Consider the following 25,845-nt stretch of genomic DNA (forward strand, 5'->3'; position numbering starts at 1 on the left):
GCCGGGACTTGTGGCCGGGCGATGCCAGTCCGGCGTTGAGGAGAGTCAAAGATGAAAGATCTGAACAACCGCCCCGAGTTTTTCACCTGCCACAACGGTGACAAAGCGCCGTTGCCATTCAGCCGGGCTGAATACGACCGCCGCCTTGCCAGCCTGCGCGCGACCATGGCGGCACGGGACATTCCCGCAGTTCTGCTGACGTCGATGCAGAACATCGCTTACTACTCGGGCTTCCTGTACTGCTCGTTTGGTCGCCCCTATGGCTGTGTTGTAACGCAGGATGCCTGTACCACGGTTTCGGCCAATATCGACGCCGGGCAGCCCTGGCGCCGGTCGGTCGAAGAGAACGTGATCTACACCGATTGGAAGCGGAACAATTACTGGCGCGCTGTAGCTAGCCTGATCGGCTCCGCGCGCCGGGTCGGTATCGAGGGTGACCACATGACCCTGGCAATGCGCGACACTGCGCTGGACATGTTGGGTGGGCCGGAACTGGTCGATATCGCGCCTGATACGATGGCTGCACGGATGGTGAAATCAGCCGAAGAGATCGAATTGATCAAAGGCGGCGCGCGTACTGCGGATGTTGGTGGCGCAGCTATCCACGCCGCGATCCGTGAAGGCGCGACCGAAATCGAGATCGCCATGGCTGGGCGTGACGCAATGGAAGCCGAGATTGCCCGCGCCTATCCGGATGCCGAATACCGCGACACATGGGTTTGGTTTCAGTCAGGCCTGAACACGGATGGTGCACATAACCCGGTCACCAAGCGTGCGTTGGAAAAGGGCGATATCCTATCCCTGAACACTTTCCCGATGATTTCAGGTTATTACACAGCGCTGGAGCGCACTCTGTTCCTGGGCGAACCCGACGCCGAAAGTCTACGCATCTGGAAAGCGAACGTTGCCGCGCACGAACTGGGTCTGAGCCTGATTAAACCCGGCGCGACCTGCTCGGGGATCTGCGAAGAGATCAACTGTTTCTTTGCCGACGAGGGTCTGCTGCAGTACCGGTCCTTTGGGTACGGCCACTCCTTCGGTATCCTCAGCCATTACTATGGGCGCGAGGCAGGTCTGGAATTGCGTGAAGACATCGACACGGTTCTGGAACCCGGCATGGTCGTCTCGATCGAACCGATGCTGTGGATTCCCGAAGGTCAGAAGGGTGCAGGCGGATACCGGGAACACGATATTCTGGTGGTCGAGGAAACCGGTGCCGAAAACATTACCGGCTTCCCCTATGGCCCTGAACACAACACGATCAGTGCATAATTGATCTGGCAGGAAGGGCGGTCAGCCCTTCTTGCCACGTTCGTGAAAGATGAACCCGATGAAGTTCAGCAGAACCTGAGCCGCCAATATCTGCGTGCTTTCGGTCGGGTCGTAATTCGGAGCCACTTCGACAAGGTCGATCCCGACTACGTCTCCGCGTTTTGCAAGCCCCTGAATTATCTCCAAGACATCATAGTACTGGAACCCGCCGTGGCTGGGCGTGCCAGTGCCAGAGGCGATGGACGGGCAGAATGCGTCGATATCAATCGTGACATAATACCGGGCGCCTTCCGGGATGCGCGCCAACACGCCATCCGTACCGAGCTTGCGCACCTGCCGAACAGACAAAATGTCCGACCCGCGGGCGCGGGCGTCCTCATATCCTTCTTTGGCGGTTGACGACACGTTCCGGATGCCCAATTGTGTCATGCCCGAAACATACGATTTTTCAATTGCACGTCGCATGGGGTTGCCGTGTCCGGCGGTCACGCCATGCCGTTCGTCCACGAAATCCAGATGTGCGTCGATCTGAACAACGTGGATGGGTCCGTTTTTTTCGCAATCTTTCTCGAAAGCGTTGATACACGGGATGTTGATCGAGTGATCTCCACCGATAGTGACGGGCAGGGCGCCCGCGTTCAGCATCTTTTCCACACCGAACTGAATGTTCGCGTGGCTTTCTTCGGTTTTGGTGTGAATGATATCCGCATCACCGATATCGACCATCCGGACGGACGCATCCAAGTAGGTAGCATCATCCTCGTGATCATACGCGCCTGCGTGCCCAAAGCTGAACAGGGTCGACGCCTCTCGCACCGCCCTTGGGCCGAAACGGGCGCCCGAACGCCATTGCGTGCCGAAATCAAAAGGGGCTCCCATGATGGCGACGTCGGCTTCGATTTTGTCCCAATCCTCGACATACGGAGCCTTGCCAAAGGTCGAAATGCCCACAAACGGAAGGTTGAGGCGGCCGCCAGAATATCCATGAGACGTCATTCCAAGAATCCTGTTTATTGTTTTCCCAGCGCAGCTTAATCGGGGCTTCTAATTCTGAATAGGCATAACGCAATGCTTATTGCCCAAGCGCGGACTTGATTGTCCGCCTCACCGGTGTGTATCTGGCGTAACCGCTTGAAAGGAAACGCCGTGGGACGTCAGGAATTGCCACCAGAGACGGGTGCCTTTTTTATCAATCTAGATCGGGTTCCAGCGCGCCGCAGTTTCATGGAAACGCAGTTCAATCATGCCGGCTTGGAGGGTGCCACCCGGTTCAGCGCGACGGATGCCCAGATACCCGGAGTCGTGGACGCCAGTGGTTATGTTGCCGGAACGGGCAGTCGCTGGGGTTTGACGCAAAGCGAAGTCGCCTGTTTCGAAAGCCATCGCGCGGTTTGGCAGACTGCGGTGGATCAAAGCCTGAATGCGGTGGCCATTTTCGAAGATGACGTCGAAATGTCTGTTCAGGCAGGATCTGTGATTTCTGCACTGTTAGAGGCCCCGAATGCCTTTGACATGGTGAAGCTGGACTATTCCCCCAAGCCCCTTCGTTTTGGTCCAGAGACGCATATCGCAGGCGTAATCGTCCGGCCCATGCTGGAAATGGCGCCGAGTGCGGCCGCCTATGTGCTTTCTCAGCGGGCCTGCCAGAAACTGCTGAATTGGTCCGAAAAGTATTCGGATCACCTGGATGATTTCGTCTCCATCCCACGGTCGGATTGGCGGATGTATCAGTGCTGTCCGGCTGTTGGGGTGCAGATGATCTGGTCGAAACAGCAAGATCACACGGTCGAAGAGGTGAAGGTCAGTGAACGATCCCAAGACCAGAAAACCAACAGCGGGCTGGATAAGGGGCCGCTTTGGTTCCGCCTTCGGCGGGAATTGGTCGCGGCGCGGCGCAAGCTGTATTGGCGCATGGGGGGGCAGACGCGATTGCTGGAACAGGGGGGATATGTCGGGTTCATCCCCTGCGCCGACGATCTGGGCGTGTAAATTCAAGCCTCACCAACGCCACCTAAACGGACATCCCGCGTTGCAGCCGCGTCATAAGCGTTAACAAAACTGTCAATATGATATAATCTCGTGACGTTAGTGGTGAATAACGTTTGGGTTATGTGTCGTGGGGCAGACAATTTACGAAAGATACGGTGGTTTCAAAACGATCTCGCGGATCGTGATGACCTTTTACGAAATGGCGTTGGAGTCCGATCAGATCGGCGGTCATTTCGAAGACATAGACATGCCCCGTTTGATTGATCATCAGACCAAGTTCGTTTCGTCCCTGGTTGGGGGACCTGCATCCTTTAGCGATGACAGGATCGAGGCGGTTCATCGTCACCTGAACATCTCTCACGCCGATTTTGATGAGATGGCTGCGCTTTTCAGAGAAGCCCTGTCGATGCATGGAATGGAAGACGCGCATATAAAAATTGCCCTTGATGCCATCGAGTCAAAACGAGCCATCATCGTGGCACGCGACGCCGCATGAGTATTCTGGCCATAAACGAACAGCTGCTCCGCGCGATCGGTGTCGGCGTCGCTGTTGTGCGGGCTTCGGATTTGGGTTTCGTGTTTCACAACGGTCCATTTACCGAGTGGTTTGGGGCACCGGCCGAAGGTCAGACCCTGTTGGATTATTTTCCCGACCTTGATCCAAAAGAGCTTGAAGACGTTAAACAATCCGGCCTCCGCTATTCGGTCGAGCTGCAGGTCAAACCCAAGCGCCGGACGCTGATATTTGCGGTCGCGGTGTCCTTGGCAAACGGCCTTTCCGAACAGGTGCTGGTGGTCGAATTTCAGAACATCACCCGCATTCGCGAGCTTGAGAGCATGATCGACAGCTATTCGACCATGGTCGAACGTAACACGCGCGAATTGGAACGCGAGAAAGAGCGGGTCGAACGGCTGCTGTTGAACCTCATGCCACGCGCTGTGTACGAAGAGTTCAAGACCTTTGGTGTCGTTACGCCGCAGCTCTACGATCAGGTCTCGGTCGTGATGCTGGATTTTGTGGGCTTTACGGATTTTGCGGCAAAGACCGACCCGACTGTGACACTCAGCGAGTTGAACGATGTTTTCACGGCCTTCGACAGGATCGTCGAACAATATGGGTGCGAACGGATCAAAACTATCGGGGACGCTTATCTGGCGGTCTCGGGTATGCCGGACGCTACACCGGATCATGCGACGGCCGTGGCCCATTGTGCGGTGCGGTTCTTGCGATATCTCGAACGGCGCAACGAAAGCCATCCGCATAAATGGCAGGCTCGGATCGGTCTGGGAATGGGGCCGGCTGTCGGCTCGGTCGTGGGTATTCAGAAATACGTCTACGACGTGTTTGGTCCGGCCGTGAACATTGCTTCACGCCTGCAAGTCTTTGCAAACCCAATGAATATTGTCGCCCCGGAAGAGATGAAATACGCGTTGATTGACGAGTTCCAGGTCTCGGATATTGGGCCGGTGGATATCAAGGGCATGGGGCAGATGGATCTGATTAACGTCACCTCGGGCCTTAGTGTTCCGGCACCAAGGCCCAGGTTCTAGCTCGAACCTCAATCGTCCTGCGGAACCAGACCTAAACCTCGCAAATATATTCCAATGCCACTTTCCAACAGATCCTCTGGCGGAAATGGAGAGCTGGCACCTGTGTTTCGGGCATAAAGCTCAACAACGCCATGGCTCATGGCCCAGATATGAGCACTGAACATCGACGCAGGTGGCCGTTTTTCTGGCGGGATGTGTTGCGAAAGATCTGCGGCCGCTTTCTCCAGGACGCTCTTGGCCCGGTTCGCGGCCAGCGCCAATTCAGGCGTTCGGTTAACGGAAATCCCGCTTTCGAACATGGCGATGTAGTGACCAGGGTGCTTGCGGGCAAAAGCCAGATAAGCCCGACCGGTTGCCTCAAACGCAGCAAGGGCCGAGGGTTGGCCCGTGTCGTAGGCGTACTGCATCAAGTCGGCAAACATCTCGAAACCCTGCCGGGCGGCCTCGGCAATCAGGTCCTCGCGTCCCTGAAAGTGCCTGTATACAGCTGCAGGCGTTACACCCGCGGTCTTTGCGGCCTCGGAAAGGGTAAAGCCTGTCGGACCTTTTTCTTCGATCAGCGAAAGAGCGGCCTCGATCAGGGCTTGCTTGAGATTGCCGTGGTGATACCCGCGTTTCGCCATGCCTGTGTCACGAGCCTTTTTGTTTAAGTTCCGGGGAACCAAGACATAATCCACGCCTGCCGGTTCGTCCAACCCTTGGCAGCAATGGAGCGCGAAAATGTCATCACTCGTCCAACACCTCGGGTCCGCCGCAAATCAGTGGATCGATCTTGCCAATAGCCTTCTTGTCTTTTTCATCATATTCCAGCGCGTGCAAAACAGTTCGTATTGCCGCGATGCGGGCGCGTTTTTTGTCGTCTGAGCGAATGATGGTCCAAGGGCAAAGGTCTGAGTGACTGCGGGTCAGATTTTCCGAGATCGATTGCGTGTACTCGTCCCACTTACCAAGCCCCGCAATGTCGATTGGGCTAAGTTTCCATTGCTTTAGCGGATCTGTCTCACGTGCCAGAAAGCGGTTCAGTTGCTCCGCGCGCCCGACGTTAAGCCAGAATTTGAACAGTTTGATCCCGTCATTCACCAGTCCGGTTTCAAGCGGCAGAACTTGCCTGAAAAAACGTTCGCGTTCTTCGGGTTCGCAAAAACCAAAGACGTTTTCGACCACACCGCGATTGTACCAGCTGCGGTCAAAGAACACGATTTCGCCTGCCGCAGGCAGATGTTGAACGTAACGTTGGAAGTACCATTGGCTGCGTTCGGTATCAGAGGGTTTGCTGAGCGCCACGTTGCGGGCGCCGCGCGGATTTAGGTTCTCGCGAAAGCGTTTGATCGTACCACCTTTTCCGGCGGCATCGCGGCCTTCGAAAATGATTGCAACGCGATTGTCTGTTTCCCTGACCCAGGATTGCATTTTGACCAGTTCGATCTGCAGCAAATCCATCTCTTTGTCGTAATCCTTACGCTTCATTCGTTCTTCGTAAGGATATGTCGGGTTTAGAATGTCGTCTTTCTTTGCGTTTTCAATGGCTGATCGCACCTCTTTCGGGGCGTCCTTGCGGAAATACTTTTCAATGGAACCTTTTTCCGAACGGGCCATTAGCTACCTCGCCATAAAATCCATATCCTACTATGGATTAGCTGGCGGTTTAACGCAAACCCGCTCGCTCGGCCGCGCGGTCGATAGCTGATGCGACCTCGGGGGCAGCCACAACCTGCGGCATGTGACCAATACCCGGAAGCTCGATCAGTTCCGCGTCAGGGATTTGGTCGACCAGTTGTTCTGCATGCCAGGCAAACTTGACAGTGGTGTCAGCCGTTCCGTGAACAACTTCGGTCGGTACGGAAATTTCCCCATATCGGGGTTGCAGGGCGCGAACTTCGTCCAGCAGGTTGGCCCGTTGCTTGGCATTCGCATGCATCGAGGCGCGTCGCATCGTCAGGCCGGGGCCGAAATGCTGAGCATACCCTGCGGGTGCCGTCTGCGGGGCAAAGACTTTGTCCAGCGCTTGTTCCACGTACCATTCAGGGACAAACGCGGTGATCAGGGGCAGGGCCAGCGTATTGCCCGCTTCAGTCGACGCCAGTTTGTTGAAACCGTCCAGCGGCGTCTCCCACGGGATCGCAGCCGGTGCGATCAAAACAAGGGCAGAAATGTTGTCGGGCCGGGTGACCGCCCAAGCCAGCGATACGGACCCGCCATAGCTTTGCCCTGCAACAATAGGTTTTTTCGCCCCTAATTTGGCTGCAGCCTTTTGCAGGATTAACGCTTGTTCTTCAATGGTTTCGCCGTCCGGATTGAAGCTATCGCTATAGCCCAGACCGGGTCGGTCGAACACGATTACACGGAAGTTCTCGGCCAGGATCGGTGCAAGAGCAAAGGTCATGTCACGGGTGTTACCGCTGGATCCGTGGATCAGAACCACATCGGGGCCGTCGCCCATGACCACCGCATGGACGGCGATACCGTCGACCATCACCATTTCACCCTCGGGGGGAAACCGAGCCTCAGCCGCAGCCTCATTCTGTGCTGCGCGCCAGACTGTGAGCAGAATCAGACCCGATAGGACGAGGGCAAGGAATATCAGAACTTTAATGACCAACGTCTTCCATGTTGAACGGTGTGGACTGGTAAATCTCGTTGATCCAATTGCCATAAAGTAGATGCGCATGGCTGCGCCATCTGTTTTGCGGCGGTTGTGATGGATCGTCGTCTGGATAGTAGTTCATCGGCACGTTGATGGGTGTCCCGTTCGAGACATCGCGATCATATTCCTGCTTCAACGTATCACTGTCATATTCGAAATGGTTGAAGATATAGATCGCACGATGCGAAGGGTCCTCGACCAGACAGGGGCCGACCTCATCACTGCCCAACAATGTCGTCAGGCCGGGCGCGCTGTTGATCTCAGATTGGTTCATTGTGGTCCAGCGGCTGACCGGGATCACGCAATCATCAGAAAACCCACGCAAAAACGGGGAAGAAGGGGCCAGATTCTGGTGCCGATAGCAACCAAACGCCTTGGCATCGAGCGCCTGTTTGTCGATGCCGTGGAAATGGTTGATCATCGCCATCCCACCCCAGCAGACGCCAAAGGTGGAATGGACGTTCGTCTGCGTCCATTCGAATACTTCGGTCATTTCGTCCCAATATGTGACGTCATCGAACTCCAGATGCTCGATTGGCGCGCCTGTGATGATCAGGCCGTCGAATTTCTGATCCTTAACCTCTTGGAACGGTTGATAGAATTCGGCCATGTGATCAGCGGCGGTGTTTCTGGTGCGATGTTCGGTCATGCGGATCAACGACAGGTCAATCTGCAGAGGCGTGGCACCAATCAGGCGCGCGAACTGGTTTTCGGTCTGAATCTTCTTGGGCATCAGATTCAGCAATCCGATCCGCAAGGGGCGGATGTCCTGACGCATTGCCTGATCCGCAGCCATGACCATGACGCCCTCTTTGGTGAGAACGTCGTAAGCGGGCAGGTCGGAAGGGATCTTGATCGGCATCAGGTGCAAGCCTTTGGAGTTACTGTGTAGAGGCGGTAATTAAGCCCGGTTTGTCCGGGTCTCAAGGGTGCGTTCGATCAACTCATCGAAATCACCCGCATCGCGGACCTTGTGCATGTCGTCAGCGGTGACTGTGACACCCCAATTGTCCGCCATGGCCTGATAGCGCGGTTGGCGGTGCGCCAGTGCGCGGGCATAGGTCCAGCGGATAAAGGCGTCCGGGTCGACGTCCTCGGGTGCGTAACCATGTTCGGTGAGGTATTCGTCCCAGACCCGGGTCAGAAACTCTGCCTGATAGGACATCGGCTTGGGGGCCTTATCGAAACGGCGGATCAGTTCTGCAGTGTGATCCTCATCGCCCTTAATCCAGATCATCAGGGTTTGGCGGGACAGCTCGGACAAGACATGATCAGCCGGGTCCTCAGGATCGACCCATTCGCAAATTGACCCGCCGGTATCACAGATGAAGTTCGGGTATTGATACAAACGCTTGGCGCGGTCGATGAAATACTCGGTGTCTAGCAGGGCGTGGATCTCAGCCAGGCGGAACTGTTCTTGCCTGCGACGATATTCCGTAAGCTCAAGCCCGCCGTGCGCCGGGTTTCCCGGTTTGCCCAGATAGGTCGCAACCGGTGTCAGGTTTTCGAACGAGATATTCGAGCCGATATAGATCGAATCCGACAGCAACAGGTCGCGCAGGAAGGGCACCTTCATCGCCTCGGCCTTGGCATTGTCGATGATGTATTCGCCCATGTACCGGGTGCCGATGCGGTAATCGATCGAGTAGTGGAACCAGTCCCCGGAATCACGCAGCACGTTCGACACATAGGTCTTGCCCAGCCCAGACATGCCGAAGAACAGCACTTTTTTCCGGGCCGCTTCGCGCCAGTCCTTTGCCGAGCTGTAGATCATTATCCGCTGTCCCTTTTTCTGACCTAGCTAAAACGGGCAGGGGGCGGCGTCAATCACGTGAGCGGGACCAGTTGAGAATCAATAGCCCGATCGCCAGCACGGCAAAGCCCAAAAAGGCCTGCGGCGGTAAGGTTTCGTCGCGCACCAGAGTGCCCAAAACGATGGCAACAGGCGGTATGACAAGCGTTACCAACATCAGGTTTCCGGCCCCGGCCATGGCCAGAACGCGGTAATACAACAAGTACGCTCCGGCGGTTGCAATCAGAGCGTAATAGGCAATGGCCGCCCACGTTATCACCGGCAGGTTCAAAACGGGAAGCCCGTCGACCACGAGGGAAACAGGCAAAATCAGAATGGTTGAGCCGGTCAGCATGCCAGCTGCGGCAACTATGGGAGACAAGCCAGACAACTTGATTCTGGCCCAGGCGCTGGCCAACGCGTAAGAAACTGTTCCGGCGATGATTGCCAGTTGGGCAACGCTTTGAAGGTTGAAAGTTGCGAAATTCTTAAGGCCAATTGCAATTGCTACACCCAGAAATCCCAGACCGACGCCCACTCCGCGCGCGAGGGTCAATCGCTCGTCCTTGAAGAACATTGCAGCGATCAGAACGCCGAAAACAGCGGTTGCGGCATTCAGGATCGAGGTCAGGCCAGTCTCGATGTAAAGCTGCCCCCAAGCCATAAGCGAGAAGGGGATGGCATTGTTCAACAACCCCATCATCAGGAATGCGCCCCAGATGCGCGGACTGGTAGGAACACTCAGCTTTTTAACCCAGACAACGATCCACAACGCCAGCATCGCCCAGAATACGCGGTGCAGAACCGAGGTCATGACGGGGATCGTGTCCAATGCGACGCGGATCGAGATAAAGGATGCGCCCCAGATCACGCCCAGAAGCAACAGTTCGGCCCAAGCCCTTGGAGACAGGTGTTTTTGAGGTTCCATAGCCCGTTCTCGCATTCCCCAAGGCGATGTTCGACCCGAAACTTGCGCAAAGAAAAACCCCGCCGAAAGTGGCGGGGTTTTTGTAGTTGGTTCGGTAGGCGGGATCAGTTCAGCGTGTAAGTGAGCTGAAGGCCGACGCTCCATGCCGAGTTGCCCGAGAATTCGCCACCTGTTGTGGTGGTCGCGTCTCCGATGTCGGTATAGCGGATGCCGCCAGAAATCTGAGCCTGCTCGAAGGAGTATGTACCACCTACGCCAAGGCTCCAGAAACCGTCGGTGGGGCCGAGGTTCGAAACAGCAGAACCCGAGGACGTTTCATAGCCCGCAGAGATCGCGCCAGAAAACTCTTCGGTGAACTTGTAGCCAAGACCCAGTGTGTAGGTGAAGGTATCGTCCGCATAGTCAACCAGGTTCTGTTGCGCAGCGGCAGTATAAACCGGCGGTGCCAGAACTGTCTGCGGCCAGTCAACCCAGCGGATCGAGCCGAACAGCAGCGTTTTAGGTGCCACACCGGTCTGGAAGTCCAGATTTACCGATTGAGGCGTCACAACTTCGGTTTCGGTCTGTGCGGTCACAAGCGGTGCGGGGACGGGCGGTGGTCTCCGGTTGATGGACTCTGTCGAGTCGAAATCGTGTGTGATTTTCGAGTTGTAGGTCAGTGCGACACGTGCCGCGATCTCGGGACGTTCCCATGCGACGCCTATGACGTAACCGAAGTCAACCTCAGAGCCGGATTCAAATTCGTAACCGGCAACAACCGGGACAGCAACGGTTGCCTTGGCCCGTTGTGCGCGAATACCGCCGATTGCGCTGAAGCCGCCATCGAACTTGTAACGAACCAGGGCAGTAATCGCATCAACATCCGCTTTAGCGCGCAAAACGTCGGTGCGACCACCAAAAGCGGCCAAGGGGTTCTGCGACAAAGGATAGTTCGACGGGTATTCGACATCGGCACCGTACGGCTCATCATAGATGAGAGCAAAGTCCAACTGATCGGTAAACGAATGCTTGTACGCTAGGTGTGGTGTCCAGAAGCTTTTGGCGATGTTTCCGGAATCAACACCGTTCTGCTCACCGCTCACGTCGGGGTTTGCGTAACCCAAACGGAACTGAACAACAGAACCTTCCTCAAACAGAATGTTGACGCCCTGGCCGCTGCGATCAAGACCGCCTGCGTAAGCACCGGTTGCGCCAACGCATACCGCACACGCCTGTAGAAGCGCTTTTTTCATTAGTTCCTCCCTCTAGGTCTCCTGGAGGTCAGCGCCTGTTGATATGTGGTGCGGGCTGACCTGCATTGTGGTGCTCGTTATTTTCTTGAGCTTTACCTTATCGTCAACTGGTGACCGTGCGTTACTTGTGTTGAGTGTCGCGTAGAGGTGTTGCCAAACTGTTACGATTCTCGGCGTGAACGTTCAGGAAAATACCTACGAAAATTACCGCAGCGCCTAATAGAGTCCAGTGATCCAGCGGTTCGTGATACAGAACCATACCTATGACCGCGATTGTGGGCAGGCGTGCAAAGTCAAACGGCACCACAACGGTTGCCGGGGCAATCGCCAGCGCATTTGTGATGCAGTAATGCGCCAGCAGCCCGGCCAGTCCCACCAGTAACAAAAACGGAGCTGTGCCTGCCGAGGGCAGGGTGATTTGTCCGTCGATACCCGATGCGATCAGCCCCAGCACGGCTTGCATTACTGTCAGCCAGAACATGATGCATCCGATGCTGGCAAAACGAGTGAGGGACTTTGTCGATATCGTTGTTAAGGCGAAGAAAACAGCGGACATAGCAGCGGTCATCACACCTGCACTGAGAGGCACGGTGCCCGGCCGGGCGACCAGAAGAATTCCAGCAAAGCCAATCAGCGCCGATAACATGCGCACGGTCGTCAGGCGCTCTTTCAATAGAAGTGGAGACAGCAGTATGACCCATATGGGCTGGGTAAACTCCAGCGCAAAAACCTGCGCCAACGGAATGACGCTGACCGCATAGAACCAGAGGTTTTGCCCGGTGAAATGCAATACGTTCCGGATGCCGTGCAAGCCGATCCGTTCAGTCGAAACCTGGTGCCACTTTCGCGTCAGAGTCAGGATCAGGGCGACCACGCAGATGCCGACGAGGCTGCGATAGAACATGATCTCGAACGTGTCGTGGGTCACGCTCAGTTCGCGGCCCGCGATTGCCATGGACGAGAAAGAGGCAATCGCCCCGGTCATCCAGAGCGCTGCCTTGCCGATCTGTGGTCTGGCCGTTTCCATCCGGGCGCCTGTAGATTTTGGTTATACCAAATTGATTGCTATCGATTTTTTCACGGCGTGAAAAACAAAAAAGCCGGGACAGAGCCCGGCTTTCGCATTATTCCCACTCGATGGTTCCGGGTGGTTTTGATGTGATGTCATAGGTGCATCTGTTGATGCCCTTGACCTCGTTGATGATCCGTGTGGCCGTTTCGCCAAGGAACTCGTGGCTGAACGGGTAGTAGTCTGCGGTCATGCCATCCACCGATGTCACCGCGCGCAGAGCACAAGCGTAGTCGTAGGTGCGACCATCGCCCATGACGCCCACCGTGCGCACGGGCAGGATGGCCACAAAGGCTTGCCAGATGTCATCGTACAGACCGTGCTTGCGAATCTGGTCGATATAGACCGCATCCGCTTCGCGCAGGATATCCAGCTTTTCGCGGGTGATCTCGCCGGGGCAGCGAATCGCCAGGCCGGGACCGGGGAATGGGTGGCGGCCGATAAAGCTCTGGGGCAGGCCCAACTCACGACCCAGCGCGCGGACTTCGTCCTTGAACAGCTCGCGCAGCGGCTCGACTAGTTTTAGGCCCATCTTTTCGGGCAGGCCGCCTACATTGTGGTGCGACTTGATCGTGACCGAGGGGCCGCCCGAGAAGGACACAGATTCAATCACGTCGGGATACAGGGTACCCTGCGCCAGGAATTCGGCGCCGTCGATTGTGTCGGCGTGTTTCTGGAACACGTCGATGAACAGCTTGCCGATGATCTTGCGCTTGGTCTCGGGGTCGCTTTGACCTTCGAGTTCACCAAGGAACAGATCGCTTTCGTTCGCGTGGATCAGCTGGATGTTGTAATTATCGCGGAACATGCCGACGACTTCTTCGGCCTCGTTCTTGCGCAACAGCCCGTGGTCGACGAAGACGCAGGTCAGCTGATCACCGATCGCCTCGTGGATCAGGATCGCCGCTACCGAGCTGTCGACGCCACCGGACAGGCCGCAGATGACTTGTTTGTCGCCGACCTGCTCGCGGATCTTTTCGATCATTTGTTCGCGATAGGCACCCATGGTCCAATCGCCCTTGAACCCGGCCAGCTTGACGAAATTCTCATACAGCATGGCACCCTTTGGGGTATGGTGCACCTCGGGGTGGAACTGAACCGCATAGAAGTGACGGTCGCTGTCCGCTGTAATCGCGAAAGGTGCGTTGGGTGAGGTGCCGTAAACGGTGAAGCCGGGCGCGATTTCGCTGACATGGTCGCCGTGGCTCATCCAGACCTGCTCGTCACCGTCCGAAAACCAGCCTTCCAAAATATCCAGCTTTGCCTGCGGGGTAACAAACGCACGCCCGAACTCGGCCGTGCCGTGTCCGCTTTCAACTTTGCCGCCCAGCTGGTGCATCATCACCTGTTGGCCGTAACAGATACCAAGGATTGGAACGCCGTAATCAAAGATCTCTTGCGGTACACGGGGCGAACCCTCACGTGTCACGCTGTCAGGACCGCCCGAGAATATCACGGCCTTCGGGGCCATTTCCCGCACAAAGTCCATTGTGACTTTTTGATAGGGGTGGATTTCGCAATAGACATTCAGCTCGCGCAGGCGGCGCGCAATAAGCTGCGTAACCTGGCTGCCGAAGTCGATGATCAGAAGGCGGTCATGGGTGTCTTGGGTCATGGTTGGCTATTAGGTCGCAAGCCTTGCATGTGCAAGCGCTATGACGTCATTTGTGCAATTGAGCCTCAGGATAATACAGAAAGAGCGCGAGATGCCCGAGATCGTACTACGCCGCGCAAGTGCTGCTGATACCGAAGCGGTCACAACCTGCATTGCGGCGGCCTATGCGGAGGCATTGCGCGATATTCCTGATCTGCCCGATGTCACGGACGGCGTTGGCGACGACATCGCCGCGCATCAGGCCTGGGTTGCCGCGAAGGATGAAGACATCGTCGGGTTTATTGTTTTTGACCAGGTCGATTCTGCGGTGATGATCTTTAACCTCGCCGTATCGCCAAAGGCACAAGGGGCAGGGTTGGCGAGGCGGTTGATCGAAATAGCTGAACAAAAAGCCAAGGGAACGGGCACCGCTAAGCTCAGGTTGCGAACGCATAAATTAATGCAAGCGACAGTCTCCATGTATCTCTACTTAGGGTGGCACGAGAAAGAGGTGAGCGGAAAGACCATCCTGATGGAGAAGGAACTTACGTGATCAGAGCAAGTGCCTGACGGTTTTGGTTTATGCAGATGTCGCTTTTCCCCCTATAGCGCCGTAAATTAGATGCTTTGCCCCAAATGCTTGCTGTAACAAACTGATCAACTCAATCATTAGACGGGATCTTCTCATGGCAGAGGCAAACACCCGGCGTCGGGCAAGAGGTGGCGGTGGCGCCGCCCGCCGGGCCGAACGTACCGCGGTTCGCATCGAAACGGCGAAATACATCGAACGGAATATTCCGAACTTCGAGGTTCTCAACGAAGAAGCGTTGGAAATCATCGAAACCAATGCGGAAACCATTCTAGCCGAAGTCGGCGTGAACTTTGTCGACAACCCAGCCGCGCTGCAGCGCTGGAAAGATGTTGGCGCCGATGTCGATGGTGAACGCGTCCGCATTCCGCGTGGTCTGGCACGTCAGCTGATCAAAACCGCGCCCAGCGAATTCACGCAGCACGCCCGTAACCCCGAAAAATCGGTTGTCATCGGTGGCCGTAATCTGGTTCTGGCCCCGGTGTACGGCCCGCCTTTTGTGCGGGACGCGCAAGGTGGCCGTCGCTATGCGACTATGGAAGATTTCAACAAGTTCGTGAAACTGGCCTATATGTCCAAGTGGTTGCACCATTCGGGCGGGACTGTTTGCGAACCCACCGACGTTCCGGTGAACAAGCGTCACCTGGACATGCTGATGGCGCACATGACCTTGTCGGACAAGCCGTTCATGGGCTCGGTCACCGATCCCAGCCGCGCGCAGGATTCGGTTGAGATGTGCGAGATTCTGTTCGGCAAAGAGTTCGTTCAGGAAAACACGGTGATGACCTCGCTGACCAACATCAACTCGCCGATGACCTTCGACGATGTGATGATGGGCGCGCTTGAGGTTTATGCGAAGAACAATCAGGCCTGCATCATCTCGCCCTTTATCGTGGGCGGTGCGATGGCACCGGTTTCGATTGCGGGGACACTGACGCAGGTTCTGGCCGAAGTTCTGGCCGGCGTGGCCTATAGTCAGATCATCCGCCCGGGTGCACCTGCAATCTTTGGTGCCTTTGTGTCGTCGATCGACATGAACTCTGGTGCACCGACCTTTGGTACACCTGAGGCTTCGTTGGTCACCTACGGAGCGGGCCAGTTGGCGCGACGTCTGAATCTGCCGTTCCGCTCGGCCGGGTCGTTCTGCGGCTCGAAACTGCCTGACGCACAGGCGGCCTATGAGACCGCGAACTCGCTGAACATGGGGCTGATGTCTGGTGTGAACTTCATGCTGCATTCCTGCGGCTGGCTTGAAGGCGGTCTGGTGGCCGATTTTGAAAAGTTTGTCATGGATGCCGACCAGTTGGGTGTTCTGCATAGCCTGGCCAAAGGCGTGGCATATGATGAGAATGCGCAGGCGATGGATGCGATCCGCGAGGTTGGCCCCGGCGGCCACTATCTGGGCTGCGCCCATACGCAGGCGAATTTCAAAGAAGCGTTCTGGAAGTCCGATGTTCTGGATTACAAACCCTTCGAGACCTGGGAAGACGAAGGCGGGCGCGACACACGCCAATTGGCCACGTCGCGGGTCGAGCATCTGCTGGCCAACTACCAGCAACCGCAACTCGATCCCGCCGTCAACGAAGCATTGAACGCATACGTGGCGGAAAAGAAAGCTTCCATGCCGGATGCCTTCACCTGATCATTGATATTGCGCGGCGCGACTGGCTTTGAACAGTTGCGCCTCGCCCAACAGCGCGATCAGCAGGTCCAGATGGCGGACCAACGAATAGGCGGCGTCTTCGGCCAGTCTTTGGGCGTTAACCTCTCGTTCCAATTCCAACAAACGAACCAGCCCAGACCCTGTGCCGGGCAGTGATCCGTATCCCAGAACACGCTGAAGATGCCGATCCCGATCATACTCCTGCGCCCCAATTTTTGCGGCCCGAGCCAACAGGCGTGGGCGGCGGAGCGTTGTAATCATGGTCATCAGGTCCTGCATTTCGGTGATCCCTTGGTTGAACAGAAGAAAGCCATTTGTCACACAACCTAAACGAGTGTTGCCTTGTGCGGGTTCCCTCCGAACTCTGACTTCATGAGTGTTTATGATTTTGAATCAAATCTGGTTGTTGTCTCTCCCGGTTAACGAACGAGTAACGAAAGCGGCTCTAGTTAGGATTGGTTAACACATTCACCGGGGGCGATTGAGAACCGATTGTTTTGTCGACGAGGGCAAGTAACTATGCAAGAAAACATGGCTTTCACCATTCCGGCGTGGGTGCCTGAAGGGGCGCAGAGATACCTGGCGCATACTGAAACCGGTCAATCGATCCGCGACATCGCGCGATCTGTGGGGTGCCATGCGTCAACCATACTCAGACAGATCCGACGTATTGAAATGCGCCGCGACGATCCATTGGTGGATGCTGCGCTGCAGGCGCTGGCAGAGGTCCATTTCACGGATCAACAGGGGCGTGCAGGATCCCTGAACGAGCCTTTGGGGGTTCAGGCCAACGATGCAACAAGCAAGGACGATGAGTTTAACCGCGAAGCTCTTCGAATACTGCGCCGCCTTTGCGAAACCGGCGCGGTTCTGGCCGTGGCGGAAGAGATGGACAAGGCCGTGGTCGTTCGGGACACCGGCGACAGCGGGACCGCAAGAACCGCAGTCGTCGATTGCACGATTGCGCAAGCGCTGGCTCTGAATGATTGGATATCCTGCGATAATCCCGGACGTATTTCCCGGTATCGCATCTCTTCCTCTGGGCGGTCGGCCTTAAGCCAACTGATCGCCGAGGCCGAGAACAAAGCGCGCGCCAGAAACGAGTTCGGCATGGCCGAGGCGCAATCGCCGTTTCAGGGGCATGGCGAACAAAGACAGGACAGGTCGTCGCACGGCGCCAGACGTATTCGGTACAGTGCTGCCGAAAGCCCGCTGATCGCGTTGGCGCGCAGGCGGGACAAGGACGGAAAGCCCTTTCTCGACGAAACTCTGGTCGGCGCTGGGGAACGGCTGCGCGAAGACTTTGAACTGTCGCAGATCGGTCCGCAGGTTGCCCAAAACTGGGATCACTTTCTAACTGCCGGGGGGCGGGGAAGTTTCGCAAATGGAACGTATGCAGGCCAGGGATCGTCAGACGCGCGCGCTCGGGTTGAACGTGCCCTGTCGGATCTGGGACCGGGGTTAAGCGACGTGGCACTGCGGTGCTGCTGTTACCTTGAGGGGCTCGAATTGGCTGAAAAACGCATGGGCTGGTCGGCGCGTTCCGGGAAGATCGTGTTGCGCATCGCCTTGCAACGCCTCAAGCGCCATTACGAAGATCAAGCAGAGAAAACTCGCCTGATTGGGTAGAAATTCCATAATTCGCAGTTGAGGTTTCAGGGGGTAGTGATAGGAATTGCCTATGAATTTTACCCTCAGACAGCTTCAGTATTTCAATGCGGTGGCGGATCAGCGCAATTTTGGCCGTGCAGCGCAGGTCTGCCATGTTTCGCAGCCCGCGCTGTCGGTTCAAATCAAAGCGTTGGAAGAGACTTTGGGCGGGCCGCTGTTCGAACGTCAGGCCCGCGACATCCTGCTGACGCCATTGGGGCGCGATGTGATGGACTACGCCAGTCAGGTGCTTGGCGCGGCAGACCGTCTGGACCAGTTCGCAAAGGATCATTCCGTTGGGCATCGGTCCTTGGCGATTGGGATCATCCCGACCATAGCCCCATATCTTTTACCCGGAGTGCTTGCCGGGCTGCGAACAGCTGACGTCTCCTTGCGGGTGCAGATCCGCGAGGCCCGGACCGAGCGCTTGCTGGCCATGCTGCGGGCCGGGGAAATCGATGCCGGTGTGATGGCCTTGCCGGCCGGTGGCAGCGAATTGTTCGAATTGCCGCTTTTCGAGGATCGCTTTCTGCTTGCCGGAAGCGCGGGGCGGCTTGGGACAGTACACTCAGACCCGGATGCCTTGCGCCCGGTGGATCTGCAGACCGCGCAGTTGATGTTGCTGGATGACGGGCATTGCCTGACGGATCAGGCTCTTGAGGTCTGTGGTCAGGACAGAAGCAGCGGTTTGATCAATATGGGGGCGTCCTCATTGGCGACTCTGTCGCGATTGGTTGCCGAAGGGTTTGGTCTGACACTCATGCCTGAACTCGCGGCGCGCTCGGAAACCGAAGCAGTTCCGGGGCTCAAGCTCATGCGGTTCGGGGCACCGCAGCCTGCGCGGACGGTGGGGTTGGTCCGGCGCCTTTCGACGGGACATGAAGACTGGTTCGACAGTCTGGCGGAAGTCATCCGGCGTGTTGGCGAAGATATTGTAACCGAGACCCGTCATTAAAAAAGGCCCGCCAGAGGCGAGCCTTTGATACGTCAGCCTGACACTTCTTATGCCAGTGCCGGTTCTTTGGCTTCTTCCAGGTGCTTCATCAGGGTTTCCGGGGACGAAACGCCATAGGGGTCTTCTGGGCAGTTGTCCATCAGGCCGGGCTCTTCGAACCAAGCTTCGACCACACCATCCGTTACGATGGCAGCGTAGCGCCACGAACGCATGCCAAAGCCCAAGTTTTCCTTGTCGACCAGCATGCCCATTTTGCGGGTAAATTCGCCCGAACCGTCAGGGATGACTTTGACGTTTTTAAGGCCCTGATCCTTTGCCCATTTGTTCATGACAAAGCTGTCATTCACGGACATGCAGTAGATTTCATCGATGCCCTTGGCGGTGAAGTCGGCATAACCGTTTTCGAAACCGGGCAGTTGGTAGGTCGAGCACGTGGGTGTGAACGCACCGGGCAGGGAAAACAGGATAACGCGCTTGCCCGCGAAGTAATCCGCGGTTGTTTTGTCTTCCCAACGGAACGGGTTGGATCCTTCGATTGCTTCGTCGCGGACACGGGTGTGGAAGGTAACGGAAGGCAGTTTTGCGCCGGTTTTCATCTACGGGCTCCTGTGATTCACATTAGAATTAATGGTGACTTAAAACAGTTCTAAACCGCCTTCAACGCCAGAAATGCTGCAATTGCGATATAACTTTAGGTGGCTGCAAACGAAAGTTAATCTGCCTAGAGTGTTTGAAGTTCCGGGCTATTTTCTGCGAGTGCAAACGTACCGTGCATGGCGGGTATACCCGGGTGGCATAGTCTGCGCGGGCGTATTATGTTAGGGCAAAGCAAATTGACCCAAAGTCAGGAAAGCCAGCCGTGCGTGATCTGAAGATCCCAGAACAACGTCATCCCGAAAAAGCGCATCGTCCAGACAATGCGCAGCCAAAAAAGCCCAAGTGGATACGCGTCAAGGCACCCGGCGGTAAGGGTTATGCTGAGACGCACAAGATCATGCGCGAAAACAATCTGGTCACTGTCTGTGAAGAGGCCGGATGCCCAAATGTCGGCGAATGCTGGAGCCAGGGCCACGCCACCATGATGATCATGGGCGAGATTTGTACCCGCGGTTGCACGTTCTGCAACATCGCGACAGGCCGCCCTGATGATCTGGATGTTTTTGAACCAGGTCGTGTGGCCCACGCAGTCGAAAAATTGGGCCTGAACCACGTCGTGATCACGTCGGTTGACCGCGATGACCTGAAGGACGGAGGTGCCGACCATTTCGCGCAGACGATACGCGCGGTGCGGCATCGGTCGCCTAAGACGACGATTGAAATCTTGACACCAGATTTTCTTAAATGTGATTCTTCCGTTCTTGAGACTGTCGTCGAGGCCAAGCCGGATGTGTTCAACCACAATCTGGAAACCGTACCCGGCCTGTACCTCGAAGTGCGTCCCGGTGCGCGTTATTTCCACTCGTTGCGGTTGTTGCAGCGTGTCAAAGAGCTGGACCCGTCGATCTTTACTAAATCAGGAATCATGGTCGGCTTGGGTGAGAACGAGCAAGAAGTCCGGCAGGTCATGGATGACATGCGCGCCGCCGATATCGACTTTCTAACCATCGGCCAGTATCTGCAGCCCACGCCCAAGCACCATGGTGTGGATCGGTTCGTGACGCCGGAAGAGTTCGCATCCTATGAAAAGGCAGCTTATGGCAAAGGGTTCCTGATGGTGTCCGCGACACCACTGACCCGGTCATCCTATCACGCGGGCGATGACTTTGCCCGGTTGCGTGAGGCTCGCCAGAAAAAGCTGGAACAAGGGTGACACCCGAAGCGCACGCGCGGCTGACACGCCTGCGCCACGACCTGCACCAATATCCCGAACTTTCCGGGCAGGAGCGTGAGACCGCTGCCCGCATGACAGAGCTGTTGCAGGGATTCGGTGCGGACCATGTGCTTACCGGACTGGGGGGGCACGGTGTTGCCGCGGTTTTTGACAGTGGGCAAGCTGGGCCGACCGTGGGTATCCGGTGCGAGTTGGACGGACTGCCGATTCAAGAACTTGGCACGCACCCCTATGTGTCGAAGGTTCCGGGCAAAGGGCATTTGTGCGGCCATGATGGGCACATGACGATGGTGCTTGGCGTTGCCGAAGACCTGGCGCGACAGCGACCTAATAAGGGTCGGGTGGTTCTGATCTTTCAACCGGCTGAGGAAACCGGGCAGGGCGCCATCGCCTTTCGCACGGACCCCCAATTCGCGCAGATCGCGCCGGACTACGTGTTCTCTCTGCACAATCTGCCGGGATTGGAACTTGGTGCCGTTGAGTTATGTCAGGGTTCGGCTAACTGCGCCTCGCGCGGGATGAAGATAATCCTGACCGGCAAGACATCCCATGCGGCTGCGCCTCAGGATGGGAATTCCCCGGCTCGGGCAATGTCTGAATTGATGTTGCAACTGGCAGGTTTGGGCGCAGGCGGCGCGTTGGACGCTGATTTTGCGCTGACAACGGTGACGCATGCCCGTTTGGGAGAGCCGACTTTCGGCGTCGCTCCGGGGCAGGCCGAGATCTGGGTAACCTTGCGTACTGTTTCAGACGCCCGGATGCAAACGCTGGTCACCGAGGCCGAAGCGCTGGCGCGCCGCGCCGCATCCGCCGACAGTTTGGGTGTTGAGATCACCTATGACGATGTCTTCGAGGCCTGCGTCAATCACAGCGACGCGGTGAACATCATCGCAACGGCCTGCGCCGAGCGTGGAGTACCGTGCCATTCAACAGAGACGCCGCAAAAGTTCTCAGAAGATTTCGGGCAATTTGGGAAAGGCGCGAAAACGGCGATGTTCTGGTTGGGCGCGGGGCAGGATCATCCGCAATTGCATAACCCTGACTATGATTTCCCAGATGCACTTATCTCGGTAGGAGTAGACGTATTTGTTGCCGCAATTCGATCACTTAATGGCTGAAACTTCAGTTTACGAGATCGCTCACTATTCCAACGGCATCAATGACTGTCTTAGTGTCATCTGATATCGACAGGATTTCGTCATCCACGCGGATATATCGCTGACCGGCGGGTAGAGGCTTCAACTTCCAGCCGTCCAGGTCATCAAGATAGTCAAAATTCAGATCGTTAGGGAGTTTCTGACCTCGCGTATAACGCTTGATCTGTCCGGACGGTACACCAACGCCATTATTGGTCTTTATCGACTTTTCGATTTTCGACTTGTCTGGGCCTTTCCCTTTGCCCTTGTTGTCTTTTGCGTCCGCAAGACCAACCATTGCGGCGACGGCGCAAGTCGCCAGAAGCCCAATAGACATTACTTTCATAAGCAGAATCCTCCCAAGATGGTCGGAGGGTAATCTGTTGTTGAGGGCGTTGTCCAATGGTATTCAATTAAGTGAATGCAAAGGTGCGCAGCTACTTTGACTATTGGAATCTGGGTTTGTTTTTGCCCCTCTCAGTCTTCGACAAAACGAACCTTACCAATAAACGGCAGGTTGCGATTGCGCTGCGCGTAGTCGATCCCGTAACCCACAACGAATTCGTCCGGAATTTCAAAGCCGATCCAATCGGAACGGAAATCGACCTCGCGCCGGCTGGGTTTGTCCAGCAAGGCAATGGACTTAAGTCGGCTTGGCTTGCGGCTGCGCAAGAGTTTTGTAACGTGGTTCAGCGTGTGGCCGGTGTCGACGATATCCTCGACCGCTAAAACATCGCGCCCTTCAATCGCACCGCGCAAGTCCTTGAGAATGCGTACTTCCCGGCTGCTTTCCATCGCGTCTCCATACGAGGATACTTCGAGGAAATCGACTTCGATCGGCAGGTCCAGCTCGCGCACCAGATCCGCGATGAAGACGAAACTGCCGCGCAGCAGGCCGACCACGATCAGCTTGTCGGTATCTCCGAATTCTGCCGTGATTTCGCGGCATAATTCCTCGATTCGGGCTGCAATCGCCTTGGCCGAGATCATCGTATCTATCACATATGCGCGGTCGCTCATCGCTGCCCCCTTGATCTTTGGCGCGCAACATACGACATGACGCGCCATTGTCACCTGAAAAACCGGACGCCATGCCTACTCATTCGGAAACACGTCACCTTCCTTACACTGCTCAGCAGATGTACGAGCTGGTCGCGGACGTGGCAAAGTATCCCGAGTTTCTGCCGTGGTGCGCAGCCGCCCGCATTCGTCGGACCTATGCGGCGGGCGAGGCGCAAGTCATGGAGGCAGACTTGGTGATCTCGTTCAAAGTGTTTCGCGAACGGTTCGGCAGCCGGGTAACACTGTTTGCCGATCAGAAAAGAATCGACACTGAATATCTGGACGGTCCTTTCAAATACATGAAATCCGACTGGCAATTCGCTGACGCCGACGATGGCGGATGCAACATCACGTTCCACGTGGATTTCGAATTCAAGAACGCGATCCTTCAGGGGATCATCGGCGTGGTCTTCAACGAGGCTATGCATCGGATCGTTCAGGCCTTTGAGACCCGCGCGAAGGACTTGTACAGCTAGGTCTTTACCCCGGGTTGGCGGTCGCTAGACTGCGCCCATGACCGATTTTACCACATCACTGGCAGCCTTCGCGGCGGGGCATATCAAGACGACTTTGCAGACGCGGGTCGTTACGTCTCTTTCTGTTTTGGACTGGATTGCTGTCGGGCGTGCCGGAGTTGATGAGCCTGTTTCCCGGACAGTGCGCGACCTTGTGCTTGGCGAAGAGGGTGCGGAACAAGCGCGCCTTTTTGGCGGAGGTGGGGCACCCCTGCGCGGTGCTGCATTGGTAAACGGAACCGTGTCGCATGCTCTGGATTATGATGATACGCATTTCGCCCATATTGGCCACCCATCGGTTGCCGTCCTTCCGGCGGCGCTGGCCATAAGCGAATGGGACGACCGTATTCTGGTCGATTTCCTTGAGGCCGCGCTGGTTGGGATGGAGACGTCCATTCGGATCGGCCTCTGGCTGGGGCGCGAACACTATCAGGCGGGCTTTCACCAGACCGCCACGTCTGGCGCATTTGGTGCGGCTGTCGCTGCAGGGCGCATACTGGGGTTCGACGTCGAACTGATGCGAAAAGTTCTGGGCCTGACAGCGACTCGGGCTGCCGGTCTGAAGGCGCAATTCGGAACGATGGGAAAACCTTATAACGCGGGTCTGGCGGCCTCTGCCGGGGTTGAGGCCGCTTTGTTGGTGGCATCGGGATTCGATCCCAATTCAGACGCGCTGGAAGGGTCCTATGGATTTGGCGCGACACATAAAGGACAGTCTGACATTGCAGCCTCATTGGATGGGCTGGGTGCGGAATGGCTTTTTGAAAGCGTCAGTCACAAGTATCATGCGTGTTGTCACGGTTTGCACGCAGCACTTGAGGCGGCGCGCGACCTGGATATCGCCGAACCGGAAGTCGCCGAGATCAAGATCAAGACGCACCCGAGATGGATGAGTGTCTGTAACCAGATGTCCCCGTCGACCGGGCTGGGAGCCAAGTTCTCTTATCGAACCGTGATTGCGATGCAGGCGCTTGGGTATGATACGGCCTTGCCTGGCAGCTATTCGGACAAGATATGCGCCGACCCGCGGCTAGTATCCTTGCGGGACCGAGTTTCTGTCGAAGCGGATGACAGTTTGTCGGAAACGCAGGCGCAGCTGACCTTGTTGCGCCGGGATGGGGCAAGGCGCGAGGCCACGCATGACCTGTTGGCCCCCATGACTTTGGCAGATCGTGAGGACCGCGTGCGCGGCAAAGCCAACAAGCTGATTGGGGCAGATGACGCGGACGCGATCTGGTCGATGCTGCGCACCGGAGGCCGCGCCCGCGATTTGTCTGCGTTGCTGGCGGGTTAAGTCACGCGCCAGTGCAACGGGAAACCCGGTTCAAACACTGTGACGGGTCCGTCATCGGATTCGATCTTGCTCGGGTATTCTACTGGTGCGCCCTTGGTCAGGGTGATGGTTTCCTCGTTCACCGGCAGGCGATAGAAAGCCGGGCCATTCAGCGAAACAAAGCCTTCCAGCTTGTCCAAAGCGCCTTCACGGTCAAACATTTCCGCGACAAGTGACATTGTGTTGGTCGCCGTGAAACACCCCGCACACCCGCAGGCCATTTCCTTGTTGGCGTCGGTGTGGGGTGCGCTGTCAGTACCCAGGAAAAACCGCGGATCGCCCGATGTCGCAGCCGCCAGCAACGCCAGACGGTGTTCTTCGCGCTTGGCGACAGGCAGGCAATAGTAATGCGGCTTGATTCCACCAACGAGGATATGGTTGCGGTTGATGATCAGGTGGTGCGCCGTGATCGTTGCACCCAGATCCTTGTCATTGGATTTGACGTAATCGACACCGTTCGCGGTCGTGATGTGCTCCATAACCACGCGCAGTCCGGGAGTGGTCTTGCGGATCGGATCCAGAACGCGGTCGATGAACACAGCTTCGCGGTCGAAGATGTCGATCTCGGCGTCGGTGACCTCACCATGTACGCACAAGGGCAGGCCGATCTCGGCCATCTTTTCCAGCACCGGACGCACTTTGTCGAAGTCCTGCACGCCCGAGGCAGAGTTGGTTGTTGCGCCCGCCGGGTACAATTTGACCGCTTTGACCAAACCGCTGGCATGGGCTGCTGCCATATCATCGGGGTCCGTATCCTCGGTCAGGTACAGGGTCATCAACGGCTCGAACGTCATGCCTTCGGGTAGCGCGGCCAATATCCGGTCGCGATAGGCGGCAGCCTGATCGCCGCGCACGACCGGCGGCACAAGGTTCGGCATAATGATCGCGCGGGCAAAATGACGCGCGGTTTCGGGCAGGACGGCCTGCAACATCGCGCCATCGCGCAGGTGCAGATGCCAGTCGTCGGGGCGGCGGATCGTGAGGGTATCGGTCATGGCCTTCCGCTAGCACAGCGGACCCGGCGGTGAAAGACCTTCAAT

Annotated in this window: 27 protein-coding genes; 12 read left to right on the forward strand and 15 right to left on the reverse strand. The window is 56.6% G+C overall.

Annotated elements, in window-relative coordinates:
• The first annotated feature begins 51 nt into the window (after positions 1 to 51).
• Entirely contained in the window at positions 52 to 1,272 is a 1,221-nt protein-coding gene (locus AC2FJF_RS02160) for an aminopeptidase P family protein (RefSeq protein ID WP_496722535.1), read from the forward strand.
• 21 nt (positions 1,273 to 1,293) lie between these two features.
• Here the strand turns inward: AC2FJF_RS02160 and speB are convergent, their stop codons facing one another.
• Positions 1,294 to 2,268 carry an agmatinase gene (speB, locus tag AC2FJF_RS02165; RefSeq protein ID WP_496722537.1) on the reverse strand — a complete coding sequence of 325 codons (975 nt, stop codon included), beginning with the start codon at positions 2,266 to 2,268 and terminating at the stop codon, positions 1,294 to 1,296.
• 150 nt (positions 2,269 to 2,418) lie between these two features.
• On the opposite strand from speB, the gene AC2FJF_RS02170 reads away from it, so the two are divergent.
• The 3 genes from AC2FJF_RS02170 to AC2FJF_RS02180 all read left to right on the forward strand — a co-directional run bounded on the left by AC2FJF_RS02170 (position 2,419) and on the right by AC2FJF_RS02180 (position 4,812).
• On the forward strand, positions 2,419 to 3,261 hold the full coding sequence (locus tag AC2FJF_RS02170) for a glycosyltransferase family 25 protein (RefSeq protein WP_496722539.1): 843 nt from the start codon (positions 2,419 to 2,421) through the stop codon (positions 3,259 to 3,261).
• Between the two features lie 127 nt (positions 3,262 to 3,388).
• A complete protein-coding gene (locus tag AC2FJF_RS02175; protein ID WP_199528462.1) occupies positions 3,389 to 3,757 on the forward strand; it encodes a group I truncated hemoglobin in 369 nt (122 codons plus the stop codon).
• Positions 3,754 to 4,812, forward strand: a complete 1,059-nt coding sequence (locus AC2FJF_RS02180) for an adenylate/guanylate cyclase domain-containing protein (protein WP_109311633.1) — start codon at positions 3,754 to 3,756, stop codon at positions 4,810 to 4,812. Before AC2FJF_RS02175 ends, AC2FJF_RS02180 begins: the two co-directional genes overlap by 4 nt.
• 8 nt (positions 4,813 to 4,820) lie before the next feature.
• On the opposite strand, the gene AC2FJF_RS02185 is transcribed toward AC2FJF_RS02180, so the two are convergent.
• From AC2FJF_RS02185 to guaA, 9 genes are all read right to left on the reverse strand, one after another.
• Positions 4,821 to 5,435: a TetR/AcrR family transcriptional regulator gene (locus tag AC2FJF_RS02185; protein ID WP_058271885.1), complete on the reverse strand. Its 615-nt coding sequence runs from the start codon at positions 5,433 to 5,435 to the stop codon at positions 4,821 to 4,823.
• A gap of 103 nt (positions 5,436 to 5,538) precedes the next feature.
• A complete protein-coding gene (gene ppk2, locus AC2FJF_RS02190; RefSeq protein WP_496722542.1) occupies positions 5,539 to 6,408 on the reverse strand; it encodes a polyphosphate kinase 2 in 870 nt (289 codons plus the stop codon).
• A 49-nt stretch (positions 6,409 to 6,457) separates the two neighbouring features.
• Positions 6,458 to 7,411, reverse strand: a complete 954-nt coding sequence (locus AC2FJF_RS02195; protein ID WP_496722544.1) for an alpha/beta fold hydrolase — start codon at positions 7,409 to 7,411, stop codon at positions 6,458 to 6,460.
• Positions 7,401 to 8,318, reverse strand: a complete 918-nt coding sequence (gene metA / locus AC2FJF_RS02200) for a homoserine O-acetyltransferase MetA (protein WP_058271457.1) — start codon at positions 8,316 to 8,318, stop codon at positions 7,401 to 7,403. The genes AC2FJF_RS02195 and metA overlap by 11 nt, the downstream gene beginning before the upstream one ends.
• 39 nt (positions 8,319 to 8,357) lie before the next feature.
• Positions 8,358 to 9,230 carry an ATPase gene (locus AC2FJF_RS02205; RefSeq protein WP_496722546.1) on the reverse strand — a complete coding sequence of 291 codons (873 nt, stop codon included), beginning with the start codon at positions 9,228 to 9,230 and terminating at the stop codon, positions 8,358 to 8,360.
• Between the two features lie 49 nt (positions 9,231 to 9,279).
• Positions 9,280 to 10,176 (reverse strand): DMT family transporter, encoded by an 897-nt coding sequence (locus tag AC2FJF_RS02210; RefSeq protein ID WP_496722548.1) that lies wholly within the window; start codon positions 10,174 to 10,176, stop codon positions 9,280 to 9,282.
• 104 nt (positions 10,177 to 10,280) lie between these two features.
• A complete protein-coding gene (locus AC2FJF_RS02215) occupies positions 10,281 to 11,408 on the reverse strand; it encodes an OmpP1/FadL family transporter (protein WP_496722550.1) in 1,128 nt (375 codons plus the stop codon).
• 121 nt (positions 11,409 to 11,529) lie between these two features.
• Entirely contained in the window at positions 11,530 to 12,435 is a 906-nt protein-coding gene (locus tag AC2FJF_RS02220; protein ID WP_496722552.1) for a DMT family transporter, read from the reverse strand.
• Between the two features lie 97 nt (positions 12,436 to 12,532).
• Positions 12,533 to 14,092 carry a glutamine-hydrolyzing GMP synthase gene (gene guaA, locus AC2FJF_RS02225; protein WP_496722555.1) on the reverse strand — a complete coding sequence of 520 codons (1,560 nt, stop codon included), beginning with the start codon at positions 14,090 to 14,092 and terminating at the stop codon, positions 12,533 to 12,535.
• A 91-nt stretch (positions 14,093 to 14,183) separates the two neighbouring features.
• On the opposite strand from guaA, the gene AC2FJF_RS02230 reads away from it, so the two are divergent.
• Both AC2FJF_RS02230 and AC2FJF_RS02235 read left to right on the forward strand, forming a co-directional pair.
• Positions 14,184 to 14,624, forward strand: coding sequence for a GNAT family N-acetyltransferase (locus tag AC2FJF_RS02230; protein WP_496722557.1), 441 nt, complete (start codon positions 14,184 to 14,186; stop codon positions 14,622 to 14,624).
• 133 nt (positions 14,625 to 14,757) lie between these two features.
• Positions 14,758 to 16,302 carry a trimethylamine methyltransferase family protein gene (locus AC2FJF_RS02235; RefSeq protein ID WP_496722559.1) on the forward strand — a complete coding sequence of 515 codons (1,545 nt, stop codon included), beginning with the start codon at positions 14,758 to 14,760 and terminating at the stop codon, positions 16,300 to 16,302.
• Here the strand turns inward: AC2FJF_RS02235 and AC2FJF_RS02240 are convergent, their stop codons facing one another.
• Positions 16,303 to 16,644, reverse strand: coding sequence for a DUF6477 family protein (locus tag AC2FJF_RS02240; RefSeq protein ID WP_496722561.1), 342 nt, complete (start codon positions 16,642 to 16,644; stop codon positions 16,303 to 16,305). It abuts the gene before it with no gap.
• A 198-nt stretch (positions 16,645 to 16,842) separates the two neighbouring features.
• Between AC2FJF_RS02240 and AC2FJF_RS02245 the strand changes: the two genes are divergently transcribed.
• On the forward strand, positions 16,843 to 17,952 hold the full coding sequence (locus AC2FJF_RS02245; RefSeq protein ID WP_496722563.1) for a DUF6456 domain-containing protein: 1,110 nt from the start codon (positions 16,843 to 16,845) through the stop codon (positions 17,950 to 17,952).
• A gap of 52 nt (positions 17,953 to 18,004) precedes the next feature.
• Entirely contained in the window at positions 18,005 to 18,928 is a 924-nt protein-coding gene (locus AC2FJF_RS02250) for a hydrogen peroxide-inducible genes activator (protein WP_496722565.1), read from the forward strand.
• Positions 18,929 to 18,975: 47 nt separating this feature from the next.
• On the opposite strand, the gene AC2FJF_RS02255 is transcribed toward AC2FJF_RS02250, so the two are convergent.
• Positions 18,976 to 19,524, reverse strand: coding sequence for a peroxiredoxin (locus tag AC2FJF_RS02255; protein WP_496722566.1), 549 nt, complete (start codon positions 19,522 to 19,524; stop codon positions 18,976 to 18,978).
• 263 nt (positions 19,525 to 19,787) lie between these two features.
• On the opposite strand from AC2FJF_RS02255, the gene lipA reads away from it, so the two are divergent.
• Entirely contained in the window at positions 19,788 to 20,738 is a 951-nt protein-coding gene (lipA, locus tag AC2FJF_RS02260) for a lipoyl synthase (RefSeq protein ID WP_496722568.1), read from the forward strand.
• Positions 20,735 to 21,877: an amidohydrolase gene (locus tag AC2FJF_RS02265; RefSeq protein WP_496722570.1), complete on the forward strand. Its 1,143-nt coding sequence runs from the start codon at positions 20,735 to 20,737 to the stop codon at positions 21,875 to 21,877. Before lipA ends, AC2FJF_RS02265 begins: the two co-directional genes overlap by 4 nt.
• A gap of 4 nt (positions 21,878 to 21,881) precedes the next feature.
• Here AC2FJF_RS02265 and AC2FJF_RS02270 read toward each other — a convergent pair whose 3' ends face one another.
• Together AC2FJF_RS02270 and hpt are read right to left on the reverse strand one after the other, a co-directional pair.
• A complete protein-coding gene (locus AC2FJF_RS02270) occupies positions 21,882 to 22,241 on the reverse strand; it encodes a hypothetical protein (protein ID WP_496722572.1) in 360 nt (119 codons plus the stop codon).
• Positions 22,242 to 22,372: 131 nt separating this feature from the next.
• Positions 22,373 to 22,915, reverse strand: a complete 543-nt coding sequence (gene hpt / locus AC2FJF_RS02275; RefSeq protein ID WP_058271886.1) for a hypoxanthine phosphoribosyltransferase — start codon at positions 22,913 to 22,915, stop codon at positions 22,373 to 22,375.
• A gap of 71 nt (positions 22,916 to 22,986) precedes the next feature.
• Between hpt and AC2FJF_RS02280 the strand changes: the two genes are divergently transcribed.
• Both AC2FJF_RS02280 and AC2FJF_RS02285 read left to right on the forward strand, forming a co-directional pair.
• Complete coding sequence (locus AC2FJF_RS02280; protein WP_058271887.1) at positions 22,987 to 23,433, forward strand: type II toxin-antitoxin system RatA family toxin; 447 nt, start codon at positions 22,987 to 22,989, stop codon at positions 23,431 to 23,433.
• A 37-nt stretch (positions 23,434 to 23,470) separates the two neighbouring features.
• Positions 23,471 to 24,766 (forward strand): MmgE/PrpD family protein, encoded by a 1,296-nt coding sequence (locus AC2FJF_RS02285; protein ID WP_496722575.1) that lies wholly within the window; start codon positions 23,471 to 23,473, stop codon positions 24,764 to 24,766.
• Here the strand turns inward: AC2FJF_RS02285 and pyrC are convergent.
• Positions 24,763 to 25,800, reverse strand: coding sequence for a dihydroorotase (gene pyrC / locus AC2FJF_RS02290; protein WP_496722577.1), 1,038 nt, complete (start codon positions 25,798 to 25,800; stop codon positions 24,763 to 24,765). The genes AC2FJF_RS02285 and pyrC overlap by 4 nt on opposite strands.
• Between the last annotated feature and the right edge of the window lie 45 nt (positions 25,801 to 25,845).

This window comes from Ruegeria sp. CDSB013, from assembly GCF_059611165.1.

Coding starts and splice junctions, on each gene's coding strand:
- AC2FJF_RS02160 (WP_496722535.1), top strand. CDS start 52: ATGAAAGATCTGAACAACCGCCCCGAGTTTTTCACCTGCCACAACGGT.
- AC2FJF_RS02215 (WP_496722550.1), bottom strand. CDS start 11,408: ATGAAAAAAGCGCTTCTACAGGCGTGTGCGGTATGCGTTGGCGCAACC.
- metA (WP_058271457.1), bottom strand. CDS start 8,318: ATGCCGATCAAGATCCCTTCCGACCTGCCCGCTTACGACGTTCTCACC.
- AC2FJF_RS02230 (WP_496722557.1), top strand. CDS start 14,184: ATGCCCGAGATCGTACTACGCCGCGCAAGTGCTGCTGATACCGAAGCG.
- AC2FJF_RS02210 (WP_496722548.1), bottom strand. CDS start 10,176: ATGGAACCTCAAAAACACCTGTCTCCAAGGGCTTGGGCCGAACTGTTG.
- speB (WP_496722537.1), bottom strand. CDS start 2,268: ATGACGTCTCATGGATATTCTGGCGGCCGCCTCAACCTTCCGTTTGTG.
- AC2FJF_RS02280 (WP_058271887.1), top strand. CDS start 22,987: ATGCCTACTCATTCGGAAACACGTCACCTTCCTTACACTGCTCAGCAG.
- AC2FJF_RS02235 (WP_496722559.1), top strand. CDS start 14,758: ATGGCAGAGGCAAACACCCGGCGTCGGGCAAGAGGTGGCGGTGGCGCC.
- AC2FJF_RS02255 (WP_496722566.1), bottom strand. CDS start 19,524: ATGAAAACCGGCGCAAAACTGCCTTCCGTTACCTTCCACACCCGTGTC.
- AC2FJF_RS02180 (WP_109311633.1), top strand. CDS start 3,754: ATGAGTATTCTGGCCATAAACGAACAGCTGCTCCGCGCGATCGGTGTC.
- ppk2 (WP_496722542.1), bottom strand. CDS start 6,408: ATGGCCCGTTCGGAAAAAGGTTCCATTGAAAAGTATTTCCGCAAGGAC.
- AC2FJF_RS02185 (WP_058271885.1), bottom strand. CDS start 5,435: ATGGCGAAACGCGGGTATCACCACGGCAATCTCAAGCAAGCCCTGATC.
- AC2FJF_RS02205 (WP_496722546.1), bottom strand. CDS start 9,230: ATGATCTACAGCTCGGCAAAGGACTGGCGCGAAGCGGCCCGGAAAAAA.
- AC2FJF_RS02250 (WP_496722565.1), top strand. CDS start 18,005: ATGAATTTTACCCTCAGACAGCTTCAGTATTTCAATGCGGTGGCGGAT.
- AC2FJF_RS02270 (WP_496722572.1), bottom strand. CDS start 22,241: ATGAAAGTAATGTCTATTGGGCTTCTGGCGACTTGCGCCGTCGCCGCA.
- AC2FJF_RS02285 (WP_496722575.1), top strand. CDS start 23,471: ATGACCGATTTTACCACATCACTGGCAGCCTTCGCGGCGGGGCATATC.
- pyrC (WP_496722577.1), bottom strand. CDS start 25,800: ATGACCGATACCCTCACGATCCGCCGCCCCGACGACTGGCATCTGCAC.
- guaA (WP_496722555.1), bottom strand. CDS start 14,092: ATGACCCAAGACACCCATGACCGCCTTCTGATCATCGACTTCGGCAGC.
- AC2FJF_RS02245 (WP_496722563.1), top strand. CDS start 16,843: ATGCAAGAAAACATGGCTTTCACCATTCCGGCGTGGGTGCCTGAAGGG.
- AC2FJF_RS02220 (WP_496722552.1), bottom strand. CDS start 12,435: ATGGAAACGGCCAGACCACAGATCGGCAAGGCAGCGCTCTGGATGACC.
- hpt (WP_058271886.1), bottom strand. CDS start 22,915: ATGAGCGACCGCGCATATGTGATAGATACGATGATCTCGGCCAAGGCG.